Annotated in this window: 11 protein-coding genes; 5 read left to right on the plus strand and 6 right to left on the minus strand. The window is 35.2% G+C overall.

The annotated features are described in order from the left end of the window. Positions 1-85: 85 nt before the first annotated feature. Together DR871_RS03945 and DR871_RS03950 are read right to left on the minus strand one after the other, a co-directional pair. Positions 86-649 (minus strand): Crp/Fnr family transcriptional regulator, encoded by a 564-nt coding sequence (locus DR871_RS03945; protein WP_113664764.1) that lies wholly within the window; start codon positions 647-649, stop codon positions 86-88. A gap of 205 nt (positions 650-854) precedes the next feature. Next, on the minus strand, positions 855-1,274 hold the full coding sequence (locus DR871_RS03950) for a DUF2452 domain-containing protein (protein WP_113664763.1): 420 nt from the start codon (positions 1,272-1,274) through the stop codon (positions 855-857). Between the two features lie 386 nt (positions 1,275-1,660). Between DR871_RS03950 and DR871_RS03955 the strand changes: the two genes are divergently transcribed. From DR871_RS03955 to DR871_RS03965, 3 genes are all read left to right on the plus strand, one after another. Further along, positions 1,661-3,991 carry a glycoside hydrolase family 3 protein gene (locus tag DR871_RS03955; protein ID WP_113664762.1) on the plus strand — a complete coding sequence of 777 codons (2,331 nt, stop codon included), beginning with the start codon at positions 1,661-1,663 and terminating at the stop codon, positions 3,989-3,991. Positions 3,992-4,228: 237 nt separating this feature from the next. After that, positions 4,229-5,353 carry a PQQ-dependent sugar dehydrogenase gene (locus DR871_RS03960; RefSeq protein WP_113665449.1) on the plus strand — a complete coding sequence of 375 codons (1,125 nt, stop codon included), beginning with the start codon at positions 4,229-4,231 and terminating at the stop codon, positions 5,351-5,353. A gap of 3 nt (positions 5,354-5,356) precedes the next feature. Further along, positions 5,357-5,800, plus strand: coding sequence for a c-type cytochrome (locus DR871_RS03965; RefSeq protein WP_113664761.1), 444 nt, complete (start codon positions 5,357-5,359; stop codon positions 5,798-5,800). A 22-nt stretch (positions 5,801-5,822) separates the two neighbouring features. Here DR871_RS03965 and DR871_RS03970 read toward each other — a convergent pair whose 3' ends face one another. After that, positions 5,823-7,901: a TonB-dependent receptor family protein gene (locus DR871_RS03970; protein ID WP_113664760.1), complete on the minus strand. Its 2,079-nt coding sequence runs from the start codon at positions 7,899-7,901 to the stop codon at positions 5,823-5,825. A 280-nt stretch (positions 7,902-8,181) separates the two neighbouring features. On the opposite strand from DR871_RS03970, the gene DR871_RS03975 reads away from it, so the two are divergent. Then, positions 8,182-9,207 carry a hypothetical protein gene (locus DR871_RS03975; RefSeq protein WP_113664759.1) on the plus strand — a complete coding sequence of 342 codons (1,026 nt, stop codon included), beginning with the start codon at positions 8,182-8,184 and terminating at the stop codon, positions 9,205-9,207. A gap of 15 nt (positions 9,208-9,222) precedes the next feature. Continuing rightward, on the plus strand, positions 9,223-10,071 hold the full coding sequence (locus DR871_RS03980; protein ID WP_113664758.1) for a polysaccharide deacetylase family protein: 849 nt from the start codon (positions 9,223-9,225) through the stop codon (positions 10,069-10,071). Positions 10,072-10,283: 212 nt separating this feature from the next. Here the strand turns inward: DR871_RS03980 and DR871_RS03985 are convergent, their stop codons facing one another. From DR871_RS03985 to DR871_RS03995, 3 genes are read right to left on the minus strand one after another with little or no spacing between them, the layout of a single operon-like run. Continuing rightward, positions 10,284-11,501, minus strand: coding sequence for a murein hydrolase activator EnvC family protein (locus tag DR871_RS03985; RefSeq protein WP_241258500.1), 1,218 nt, complete (start codon positions 11,499-11,501; stop codon positions 10,284-10,286). A 59-nt stretch (positions 11,502-11,560) separates the two neighbouring features. Then, a complete protein-coding gene (locus DR871_RS03990; protein WP_113664756.1) occupies positions 11,561-12,349 on the minus strand; it encodes a DUF4292 domain-containing protein in 789 nt (262 codons plus the stop codon). Next, positions 12,346-13,695 (minus strand): tetratricopeptide repeat protein, encoded by a 1,350-nt coding sequence (locus DR871_RS03995; protein ID WP_113664755.1) that lies wholly within the window; start codon positions 13,693-13,695, stop codon positions 12,346-12,348. Before DR871_RS03995 ends, DR871_RS03990 begins: the two co-directional genes overlap by 4 nt. Positions 13,696-13,927: the final 232 nt, after the last annotated feature.

A 13,927-nucleotide genomic window follows, 5' to 3' on the forward strand; every position in this document is an offset into this window, starting at 1 on the left:
TAAAATTTTATCAAGTACAAAATTCTAAAACATTCCATGGATTATAAAGGACATACGTCACAGATAATTTGTGACCTATATCACATCAATGCGATAAACGACTCAATGTTTCTCTTGAAATACCAAGATACGATGCTATTAAAGTTTTAGGAATGCGATGAATTAAATCCGGATATAATTGGATAAATTGAATGTATCGTTCTTCTGAATTTTTGCTCATCAACGATAAAATGCGGTTTTGAAGAGCAATATTTCCGGCCGTCATTTTTTGCAAAAAGAAGAATTCCATTTTGAGTAATGCTACACAGAGTTGATCTCTATTTTCCAGCGTAATATAATAGGTTTGCGCGTCTTCCAAGCAATCGATATTGAGTGTGGCGTTTTCTTCCTTATAAAATCCTTGATTGTCTGTAATCCACCAATCTTCCATTGCAAATTGCAAAATATGACTCTTTCCCGATTTGTCGATGTAAAATGATTTCAGCAGCCCTTTTACAACAAAATGAACATACGGAACAGGATTTTCCTGCTGAACAATATATTGATGTTTTTTATAGTTACCAACCGAAAAGTGAGACAGCACTAATCGAAATTCATCATCTGTTAATGGTACAATTTTCTCAATTTGTTGTCTTAAAATTTCTTCCATAGTTCCTTTGTTTAATGCCTGGATAAAAATACAATTAAAAAAGAACGATTAGGATTTATTGCCAATCTTGAATACAAAAATTAAAAATCATACGTAAAATACAAAGAAAACAACACGATGAGTTCAATGCCATTTTTAGAAAACTATTCTGTTTTTAGAAATATAAAGAAACGCTCTATCTCCAAATTATCTTGATTATTTTAGATTAGTACAGCTGCGAATCAACTACATTCAGGAGAATCCATTTTTTATCACTGTTGAGTTTAAAAGTACCAATATGTTCTTTATTCCATTCGTTCGGACCTATCAACGAAAGAAAGTTTACGCCTTCAGCATCTCTGTACAAATGATAGATTTCGCCAATAACGGGTTCAAATGAAAATTTAGCGCTGTATACTAATTCGTTCCATTCGTATTCTTGCATTAACTTTTCATATTGAAGCTTGAGTTCATTAAATTTATTCCCTAGCTCTTTATTCACATTATCAATCCCTCTGCTTTTCCAGGAAACCACATCGTCAACTCTAATTACGGGTGCTCCAACTCCAGTTGCGTAAGGCAAAACATTGGCATTATATCCTGCTTCGACTGTGTATACAACATTATCTGGTTTTTTATTTTCCATTTACTTTTTCTTTTAATTCAAGATAATTAATTTTCAAAAGGAGTAAATTAATACCTATTCTATATTATTTGTAATATTTCTATTGGTACAAAAATGTTTATTTAATCAACACTTTTCTATCTTAACCCTACTTCATAAACAAAACGCTTTTTACAATTTTATGTAGATATCAATTGAAAAAATATTTTTTGTTTAATAAAACAAGTGCAAAGTTAAACAATAATAGCAAATCACCAACATAATTAAGCTATGAGAGGCAATAATTAATGTGGTATTTAAACCATATTGGAATAACCTAAAAATAATTTTTCAATGTGTCGAAATAACACATTTATTTTTTACATTTGGAAACTATAAAATGCTATTACACTGATAAATAAACCATCATGAAATCAAAAATCTTCCTCCTCCCGTCTTTATTGTTACTAGCTGTATCATTGAAGGCACAATCCAAATGGACCGAAACCACTAAAGAATCTCATACTATTATACAAAATAAAGGAGGTCAAACATTAGGCTATTCGCCAAAATCAGGAATTAAAATCATACAAGTTGATGGTTTGGCTTTTAAAGATTTAAACAAAAACGGCAAGTTAGATATTTATGAAGATTGGAGAAAACCGGTAGTAGAACGTGCCAAAGATCTTGCCTCTAAAATGACAGTGGAACAAATGGCCGGATTAATGTTGTACAGCAGGCACCAAGCTATTCCAGCTCAAGAAGCAGGAATGTTTACTGGAACTTACAACGGAAAACCATTTTCAAAAAGTGGTGCAAAGTCATCTGATTTGTCTGACCAGCAAGTTGCATTTTTAACTAAAGACAATTTACGTCATGTGTTGATGACTTCTGTTGAAAGTCCAAAGGTTGCTGCTACTTGGAATAATAATATACAAGCTTTAGTTGAAGGTATAGGAATGGGAATTCCGTCTAACAACAGTTCTGATCCACGAAACGGTGCCAATAAAGATGCTGAATACAATGCGGGTTCTGGTGGCGCTATCTCACAATGGCCAGAAGAATTAGGACTAGCCGCTACTTTTGATGCTGCTATCACGGAACAATTTGGCGCAATTGCTGCCAAAGAATATAGAGCGATGGGAATCACCACAGCGCTATCACCACAAATTGATTTGGCAACAGAACCAAGATGGAATCGTTTTGTGGGTACTTTTGGCGAAGACCCAAAACTCGCAACTGATATGGCAAGAGCTTATGTAGACGGGTTTCAAACATCTCCAAAATCGATTAATGCGTATGAAGGATGGGGAAATCAAAGTGTCAATGCAATGATTAAACACTGGCCAAGTGGTGGTCCGGAAGAAGGAGGTCGTGATGGACATTTTGCGTATGGAAAATTTGCAGTATATCCGGGAAATAATTTCGAAACCCATTTGAAACCCTTTACTGAAGGCGCTTTTCAATTAAAGGGAGCTACTAAAAAAGCCTCCGCAGTGATGCCGTATTACACCATTTCGTATGGTCAGGATAAAAAATATGGGGAGAATGTAGGTAACGGATTCAGTAAATACATTATTACCGATTTATTACGAGACCAATACGGGTATGAAGGAGTGGTTTGTACCGATTGGTTGATTACTGCAGATGAAGGAGCTAAACCGGATGTTTTTTCGGGTAAATCTTGGGGTGTTGAAAAATTAAGTGTGGCCGAAAGACATTATAAAGTCCTAATGGCGGGAGTGGATCAATTTGGTGGCAATAATGACATTAATCCAGTACTTGAAGCATATCAAATGGGGATAAAAGAACACGGTGAACCATTCATGCGCAAGCGTTTTGAGCAATCAGCAGTTCGTTTGCTTTTGAATATATTCCGAGTAGGATTATTCGAAAATGCCTATTTAGATCCTAATGAGACCAAAGCTATTGTGGGAAAACCGGAGTTTATGAAAGCTGGATACGATGCGCAGTTGAAGTCGGTTGTGCTGATTAAAAACCAAAATAAAACGTTGCCAATTGCAAAAGGAAAGACGGTTTATATTCCAAAGAGAGTTACTCCGGCAGGAATCAACTTTTTTGGTCAGCCATCTCCTGAAAAAATTGAATATCCGGTTAATTTAGAGTTAATTAAAAAATATTATACCGTAACGGAAGATCCTGCTAAAGCGGATTTTGCGATTGTATTTATCAAAAGCCCGATAAGTGGCGGATACAGCAGAGCCGACAGAGAAGCCGGCGGAAATGGATATGTGCCAATCAGTTTGCAATTAAAAGATTATATCGCAGTCGATGCCAGAGCGCAAAGTATTGCAGCTGGAGACCCTGAAATTGACCCAACCATTACGAACCGTTCGTATTTGAATAAAACGTCAAAATCAAATTCATATCCAGATTTAAACACCATTCTGGAAACGAAGAAAGCGATGAATGGAAAGCCAGTTTTAGTTACTGTGAATATTTCTAATCCGATGGTTTTTGGAGAATTTGAAAAAGAGGTTGATGCCATCGTGGGAGAATTTGGCGTACAAGTAGAAGCTTTGCTAGATATTGTCTCTGGTAAAACAGAACCTTCCGGATTACTGCCTTTACAAATGCCGTTGAATATGTCAACCGTTGAAAAACAACTGGAAGACGTTCCTCACGACATGATTCCGTATAAGGATGCTGATGGAAATGTGTATGATTTTGGTTTTGGATTAAACTGGAAAGGGATAATCAAAGACGCCAGAACTGCCAACTACAGCGTTAAGAAATAAGTAAATTACAATTAAACCACCTTGAAATAGACTGCCCCCAAAAAGTTAGACACTATTTTGGGGGTTTTTTATGTCTAATTCTAAAATTATAATTTAAAATACGATTCTAAAAAGAAGGATTCCCTCCTTTCATTTTGTTAATTCTAAGTAAAAATAAATACTGAATTGAATATTTAAATCCTCTTTTACTACCTTTAAAAAAGATTTATGTCTTACAAAGACTCAAAAACCAAACTCATGAAAAAAATCACATTAGTTTCTCTTTCAATTATATCTCTTCTTTCTTTCAGTTGTGATGCTCAGGTAAAATCCAATGACATTCCTATTAAAGATGAAGTAAAAAACTATACACTCGAAACCGTGGCCTCCGATATTGCTATCCCTTGGGGTATGACTTGGTTGCCAGACGGCAGCATGTTAGTTACCGAAAAAAGTGGTATTCTGTATCACGTCAAAAACGGAGCAAAAACCGAAATAAAAAATGTTCCCAAAGTATATTCTCGTGGACAAGGCGGATTGCTAGACATCGTTTTACATCCTAATTATGCTAAAAATGGCTGGATTTATATGACTTTTGCTTCAGATGAAGGTGAAGGAAACGGCGGCAACACAAAACTCATTCGAGCCAAATTATTGGACGGAAGTCTCACACAAATCGAATCACTTTACAAAGCGACTCCGAACACTACAAAAGGACAGCATTTTGGCTCCCGAATTGTATTTGACAACGATGGCTATTTGTATTTTTCTGTTGGTGAACGTGGCGAACATTTTGTAAATCCACAAGACACTAAACGCGATGGCGGGAAAATATACCGATTAAATGATGATGGAAGTATTCCTAAAGACAATCCTTTTGTGGGTCAGACTGGCGCAAAAGAAGCGATTTATACCTACGGGAATCGCAATCCGCAAGGAATTGCAAAAAACCCATTAACAGGGGAAATTTGGGCACATGAACACGGACCTCAAGGTGGAGATGAAATCAATATCATAAAAAAAGGAGCTAATTATGGATGGCCAGTGGTTACCTATGGAATCGATTATGACGGAACAACAATTAGTAAAGAAAACGACAAACCAGGCATTGAAAAACCTATTTATTATTGGTTGCCGTCTATCGCACCAAGCGGAATGACTTTTGTAACCGGTGATAAATATCCCGACTGGAAAGGACATTTATTGGTAGGTTCTTTGAAATTCCAATACCTTGAATTGCTAAAGTTGAAAGGCAATGAAGTTATTGGCAGACAAAAAATTGCTACTGATATTGGTCGCGTACGTAATGTTGTGCAAGGCCCGGATGGCTATATTTATATGGGCGTTGAAGGAAAAGGAATCGTAAAAATTATACCGAACTAACTGATGTTGACAACGAAATTATTTTGGGGATTTGGTGTGTTTGTATTGGGAAGCTTCTCTTTCGAAAACCCATTTTCCGCAGACAACTATATTGACTTGAATACCGAAACCGCTGCTGTTTCAAAACTGCAGTCTCCTGGAAAAGAAATATATGCTGATTTTTGCATGCAATGTCATGGTGCAAATGGCAAAGGAGACACTAAGAACTTCCCTCCTCTTGATGGTTCTGACTGGTTAAAAACCAAAAGAAATCAAAGTATTGCTGCGGTAAAATTTGGACAAAGTGGCGAAATTGTTGTCAATAAAATAAAGTACAACAACATCATGCCTCCCATGGGACTTACGGATCAGGAAGTGGCTGATGTAATGAATTACATCATGACTTCTTGGAGCAATAAACAAACGAAAGTCGTTACCGAGAAAGAAGTCGCTGCCATAAAAAAATAAAATGTGGACTTAGGATTTCTATCTAAAAAACATACGCTACTGAAAAACCACCGTAATAATTGACTGGATTTCCCGGATAAAAATAACGCGGAGCAGCAGCGCCAAAACCAACTGCATTAGGCAAAATATTAGCCGCATATTTGGTGTCTAAAGCGTTATTAATTCCGGCATTCAGCTCTGTTTTCAAGATTTTAAGAATCGTAAAAACATAGGTCGTTTTTATATCAAGCAACGAATACCGCTCACTGTATTTTGTATTGGAATCGTTTAACGGAATTTTACCCATCGTTCGGAAAGACGTGTTTACACTAAATCCGTTTTTTGTGTTTAAATCTACTCCAAAATTAAATTGCTTTTCGGGAACACCAGTCAATTGGTTTCCCGAATAATCCGCGTCACCATCCAAGAATTCTTTGAATTTAAAGTTATTAACCGCTCCTGAAAAATAAGGTGTAATTTGAAAATGTGTTAGTTCCAAAAGTTTGTAATTAACCAAGAATTCAGAACCCGAATGTGAATTACTGCCTGCATTAATGCCTACAAATTGGTCATCGGCGGTGCGTCGTGCCACTAGTAAATTTTCAATTTGTGTGGTATAAAACGTTACTTCCGTGTATACTTTATTTTTAAGCCAGTTTCCTTTGAAACCCAATTCATAATTCCAACCTATTTCTGGTTTCAAATTGGTATTTATTTGACCTTCGGGGGTTAATGTTTCTGCAACTGAAGGAACCGAAAATCCTTTGCTGACGGACGTAAATATATTTTTCCCATTCCTTACTTTATAGGACAAACCAACTCTTGGCGACCAAACATTTCCAAAAGTAAATGGCTTTTTTTGACCACCAGAATTATTTTCGAAAACATCTTCTAACGAATATTTGGTTGTGTTTAATGCCACTCCAGTTTCCAAGTGCATCTTTTTGGAAATCCAAAGTTCCATTTGTAAAAAGTAGTTGCTATAATTTCGGTTTTGTTTGATGCCACTGAATTCATCACCTTGAATACTTCCCTGACCCGGTTTCGATTGGTACAAATTTTCAAAAAGGGAATACTCGTATTTTTCTGTTAATAACTCGGTGCCAAAACTTAGTTCAAACGGCAAAGAAAACAATTGGTCTTTATAATTTACATTGGAACGAAAACCCGCCGAACTTATATTTTCATCCAAAATATCAAACGGTCTGGGCTCATAAGCATCTTTAAAATTAGAAAAAACACTGGTTTGTATGGACCATTTTTTAGATAATTGATGATCGTATCCTAATCCTAACATGAATTTATCAAACGACTCAAAACCTTGTGCGGCTGCCCAAGTAGCGGCTGCCTTCTCTGGATTGTTTTTTAAATCCGTCTCATTGATAGAACTTGGGATATAAGCTTTCAATCGGGTGAACGTTCCCAAAAATGATAAATTACCTTTGGAACCAATTTTTTGTTTGCCGTGCAGGTTAAATGATTTTCTGTTATAGGAACTATTGGCTCTAAACCCATCGCTTTCTAAATCTGTATAACTGGTGAATACATTCGTTTTGGAATCACTGTATCCTGCGGAAATTCGGCTTTGCAACAACCCATAACTCCCTAAAGTGACTGTTGATTTCCCAAACGATTCCAGCAATGGAGTTTCTCTTGAAAACAGCTGAATCACACCACCCAAACCAGATCCAAAACTAGTGGAATTTGGTCCTTTTATGATTTCTATTTTTTCAATTGCTGCCAAATCAATATCGTCAATCGTAGTTTCACCTTCACCCGAAGTTAATGGAATCCCATCAAAATAGGCTTTTATCTTATTGGTTCCATACTGAGATCGCGCGCCAATGCCACGAATCGTTATCCTGTTGGTGTTCAAAGCACCTTGTTGCATGGTCACACCGGGAATTTTGTTTAGAACCGGAGTCAATATAATTCCGTCACTTTTATTGATGTCAGCAGTAGTAATCACTGAAACGGATGCCGCAACATTTTGAAGTATATTTTTGATTGGTGAACCTTTCAACGTGACTTCTGAAAGAGCAATGGTATCTTTTTTTACTTGGCAAAAAACAGCAGTTGCACAACATAGAAAAAGAAGAAAAGTAATGGGATTTTTGAACAATTGTTTGAGTATTTGAATGAATAAAAGCGTTTATAAAGTTAGCCTTTTCTTTTTATTTCCAAAAGTTATTCTGAAATTGTGACCAAAGCAAACTGTTTTTTTTAATTATAATCACGACCTTACAATTATATGAAATAGATTTCGTTTGAATATTGAATTAGAAGAAATTTGAAACTAGAACCCGTAAATTATGTAATAAATAGGCTTTGAAACACAATTCTAAATGACTTCTCGCTTCTAAAATACTTTATCTTTACATTAAAAAAATTAGAATTAATATATGAAAAAATCAGCTATTGCATTACTTGCACTTCCATTACTGCTTATGACCATTTCCTGTGAAAAAGGAAAAGCGGCAGATGGTGTAACCGCTACAGAAAAATCAGACACTGTAAAAACCGTCATTAAAGAAAAAACGCCTACTCTGACAATTGACACTGTTGATTTTAACAAAAGAATGATTGCCTTAAGCAACAATGACACTACCGGAAGATGGCCTGTAAAAGCGCCCTATCCTTTGCCGGGAGCGTTATTACCATACAATAGAATTATTGCGTATTACGGAAATTTATATTCCACTAGAATGGGGATTCTAGGCGAACTCCCTAGAAAAGAAATGCTGGCAAAACTGCAAGGCGAAGTAGCTAAATGGCAGGCAGCAGATTCTACTGTTAAAGCAATTCCTGCCTTGCATTACATTGCTGTTACTGCTCAAGGTGCTCCGGGGAAAAACAATATGCACCGCTTACGAATGCCTTTTAAACAAATTGACACTGTGATTAGCTGGGCAAAACCCATCAATGCATTAGTGTTTTTAGATATTCAAGTAGGTCACAGTACGGTTAAATCTGAAGTGGCGGAATTAGAAAAATATCTCTCTATGCCAAATGTACACCTTGGAATTGACCCTGAATTTTCGATGAAAAACGGAGAGCGTCCAGGTTCTAAAATTGGGCATTTTACGGCAGCGGATATTAACGACGCGATTACTATTTTGGCAGATATTGTGCGCAAAAATAAACTGACTCCAAAAGTGTTAGTAATACACCGTTTTACACAAGGAATGGTCAAAAATTATAAAGACATCAAAACCGTTCCCGAAGTTCAAATCGTTATGGATATGGATGGCTTTGGAAGTAAAGTATTAAAAAAAGATTCTTACGTAAGTTATATTTATAGAGAACCTGTACAATTTGCCGGTTTTAAATTATTCTATAAAAATGACAATAAAAACGACTGGAAAATGTACAGCCCAGAAGAATTAGTGAAATTTACTCCAAAACCTATTTACATTCAATACCAATAATTTACCATTGAATTCATGAAAAATATTTTTTATTCCGTTTTCGTTGGACTATTTTTAATGGTAAGCTGTAAATCTGAACCCCGTAAAATAGTTCCGGAAGTTCCGCTTGTTGTTACTCCCGCAAAAGTTGTAGCACCAAAAAAAGTAGCTGCTGATGCCGCAACCATTCTTTCGAAAAAAGAAGTTCCCATTTTATGTTATCATAATATTAAAGAATTGAAAGCGGGTGATGGTGAAATGACAAAAACATATACGGTTTCACCATCAAATTTTGCACAGCAAATGAAAGCCTTATCTGATGCCGGTTATCATAGTATTTTACCCAATCAATTGAACGACTATCTCGCATATGATGTACCGTTGCCTTCAAATCCAGTAATGATTACCTTTGATGATACGCGAGAAGAACAATTCAGCATTGGCGCAGCCGAGATGAAAAAATACGGTTTTAAAGGCGTGTTTTTCATCATGACTGTTTCTATTAACCGACCGGGATATATGAGCAAAGAGCAAATTAAAAGCTTATCTGACGACGGGCATGTGGTAGGTGCGCATACTTGGGATCATCATATGGTCACAAAATATGCTGGCGACGACTGGAATACACAATTAGTCAAACCAAAAGCAAAACTGGAAGATATTATAGGGAAACCGGTAACCGATTTTGCGTATCCGTTTGGTTTATGGAATACGGCTGCAATTCCTGAAATTAAGAAAAGTGGTTATGAAATGGCTTATATCTTGTCTACCAAAAGAGATCCTGTAGATCCATTATATACCATTAGGCGTATTATTGTTTCCGGAACTTGGTCTACTGAAGGGATGATGAAATCCATAAACTCTTCTTTTAATAAAACAGAATAGCAAATTAAAAAGCTTCTAATTTTGATTTTTTATCCAATAAAATCAATGCCACGAACTATTAATTAGCAATACAACAGATGAAAAGGTTTTTATGAAACCTTCGATGAGTTTAGTTCTAATGAGTTTATTAACTACAAATTACAGCCATAAAAAAAGCACTATCGTATTCCAAGGAATATAATAGTGCTTTTTCATTTATAATGTAACTTTCGTTATCTCGGAGACAACCAACCCTCAGGATTGTTATAAGTCGTATTCTGGAGGATTAGGAATTTAATGATCGTTTTTCCTGTTTCCCCATTGGTTCTTACTTTCCCCAAACTTTGCTTGATACTTACTTTATCCCCTTTACTTACATTTACTGAACTTAAATTCTGATATACTGTGAAGTAATCTCCATGTTGTATCATTACCGCTTTGTTTACGGGTGACAATACAATAACACTGGTTACTTCTCCGCCAAAAACGGCTCTGGCACTTGCGCCTTTATCAGTAGTAATTTCCACACCACTATTGTGTACGGTTATCGTATTAAATAAAGGATGCGTTTGGTTTCCGTATCCTAATGACACATATCCTTTTTCAACCGGATAAGGCAATCTTCCTCTGTTAGCTCTAAAATTATCTGCAATAATTTTTGATTCAGGCGTCAACTCAATTTTGGACGATGAAACGGCAGCTCTTGAAACAGGCGCACTTGGATTGGCTTTCGCTTTTTCTAAGGCCGCTTTTCTATTGGCTGCAGCAATTGCTTCCCGAATCAATTTATTGATTTGTCTGTCAATCGTTCTGTATTCCTGCTGTTTTTTCTTGATTTCTTGGGCTATCTTCTTTTTGTCTTTTTGGATAACGTTTACTAACTTCAATTGCTCCTTTTTCTCTTTTTCGAGTGATAAGCGCTCTTTTTCATTTTCAGCAATCAGTTTTTGTTTTGCTGTTTTTTGTACATTCAGTTTTTGATTGAAATCAGTAAGCTTATTAGACTTCGTTTTTATTTCTTCACCCTGCATTTTGCGGTAACCGGTATATTGTTTCATATACTGCGCTCTTTTGTACGCCTGTAAAAAATTTTCAGATGATAATAAAAACATCGCTCTACTTTCCGATGAACGACTTTTATACGATTTGACAATCATTTCGGCATAATCCTCCTTCAGTTCTGCCAATTCTTTCTTCAATTTATTAATCTGAACTTGATTAATATACATGTCATTACTCAGCAATTTGGTTTGCTTTTCAGTCGTGTTTATTAATTTTTCTTTAAGCTTTATTTTAGTGCTTTGAATGATTACTACATTGACAGCAGATTTTTCTTTTTTCTTTACAGATTGTAATAACTTTTCATTTTCTCTAATTTCTTTTTGAATTTGAGCTTTACGTTCTTCTAATTTTTCTTGTTGTGATTCCTGACTCCACAGTAATGAAGTCATACAGATAAAAATTAGGCTTAGGAGAAATTTTGGCATATCGGAAAAATATTTTTGCTAATTTACTTAATTATAATTCTTTTGTACCCATTTGGAACACTATAAGGAAAAGAAAGTTCTTCATTGAAAGTTACCGAGTTGTATTCCAGATTAATTTCGGTGTTTCCTTTCTTCTGAAACGTATTGATTAAAACGCTAGTAGGCAAAACAGCTTCATTATACACTTTGTTGTCAGCGTAAGCTACTTTGATCATTCGCTCTTCGGCAGTTTGCGTGATTTCTTGTTTTTGAACTAAAAATTTATCGGAATCCAAAAAGAATGATTTTTTTGTATTCTTATTCGATGTATCATCCAATCGATACGTTTGTTCCAATAACGTTTCCAAATATTTCCCTTTGGTCAAATCATCAATTGCCTGACCTAACAACATGTTCTGGATTTTATTGTAATCTAAATCCGTTCCTAACCATTGGCTTAAGCTACTGAAATCACCTTCAAAATATTTCCCGTTTATCTTTTCGTAATAGCTCACTGTTTTAGGAGTGATTAATGCTTTTGCCATTGTAATTCCCAGAAAACGAATGCTTACCAAAATCTGTTCATCTTTCTTGATTTTGATTTCAGCAGTAACATTTTGCGTTTGTTTATCATCGGCATAACGGGCACTTGACTTAATATATAATGTAGAAAATTCATTTTTATTGTTGTAATGATTTTCTATTATTTTTTTGGCCGACATTTTTTCTGCCGCTGCAACTGGCTGATTACTGGCCGAAACTGCAATGGCTTTCGATTTACAAGAAACCATAAAAACAGTAAGCAGTACTAGTATTGAAATTTTTTTGATCATTTTTTTTCTTTTAATAATTGATTGGCTTTAGCAAAAAACAAGTCTTTTTTCTTGAAATCTCCCAAACCATTATACGCTTCTCCAATTTGGATATTGAAATTTATTTCCAATTCCTTATTCTCCACTACATAATCCATGCCCATTTCTAAAAAATCCTTCGCTTTTTTAAATTGCTGCAGCTGATTGTTAGCCAAACCAACATAATAATAAAACTGAGGCTGCGTTGGAAAAGTCTCTACTAGTTCCAGAGCTTTCTTGGCTACCAGATCAAATTGTTTACGCTCAGTAAGCGCTTGAAGCAAAAGTAAATGCGTTTCAATAACATCGCCTACTCCATTACTAACGGATTTTTCATAATAAATAATGGCTTTTTCCCATTGTTTTTTAGCGTGAAAAAATTTTCCAATTTCTTTCGCAACATCAACCGATTTGTCATTTTCGAAATAACCAACGGCTTTTTCTAAATCAGGCGAATATTGCGGATTCTTATCAGAGAAAATCAAAAATTCATTTAGAATCCGATGTTTAATTTTTGAATCTATTTTGGCACTAGCCAAAACAATATTCATTGCTTTTATAGCTTTTGGTGCGTCATTTGAATCTAAATAATTCTTGAATAAACTCACTTGCGCCCACTCCGAATCTGGAATTGCTTTTTCTAGTTTTTTGACGGTTTCAAAAGCTTTTGTTTCTTCATTATTTTTCGAATACAAAAATATTAAACTGATATAATTAGACTCTTCTTGCGGGTTTTTAACAATCAATCCTTCCAGATTCGAAATTTCGTTGTTTTGAAACTTCCCTTCGGACAAGATTTGGCTTTTGTATAATTCCCTTCTATCTGTTTTTCCAATAGTTTCATTGAGTTCCTGAATTAACGCCAAAGCTTTCTCAAACTGATTGGTCCCCATATAAAGTGAGGTCAAATCTTCTTTGTATTTTGGATCAAATTCAATCAACTTATTGATAACGGCAATTCCCTGAGTGAAATTTTTAGTATCGTAACTCACATCATACATTCCGATCCAAAACCATTTGTTTTTAGGATCAATCTTAGTGGCGTTTTCAAAATAATTATAGGCGCTTTTATATTCTTTTAATGCTAAATAATTCTTTCCCAATTCATAGTAAACGCTTGCATCATTAGGTTTTAGTTTATTGGCTTTATCCAATGCTACTATCGCTTTATCATAATTTTCAATGCCTTTTTGAAGTAAGGATTCATAAAAAAGTTCCTGAAACTGATCGGTATCAAGCTTGATTTCTTCGGGCTCCGTTTGCGCCCACAGCAAGGCCGAATTGCATTGCAAAACGAGAAAAAAAATTATGAAAGCGCTTTTTTTCATGCTGTATTTTTAATCCTGAATCTTTATTATATAATACCACTTAACATTACAAATAATAACTTTCGTCGCATACTTGTTTAAACATATTAGTCATATAAGTTTTGAATTAATTCAAGTAAAACTAATAGTTCATTTAAGCGAAGCCACATAGCCTTACAAGACTCGTATGTTTAAAATTAAATACTTTTATTTTTGATTATAGCATTAAAGTAGTTGGACCTATTTAATGTCA

Origin of the sequence: Flavobacterium petrolei (genome assembly GCF_003314435.2) — a bacterium.
GTDB lineage: Bacteria > Bacteroidota > Bacteroidia > Flavobacteriales > Flavobacteriaceae > Flavobacterium > Flavobacterium petrolei.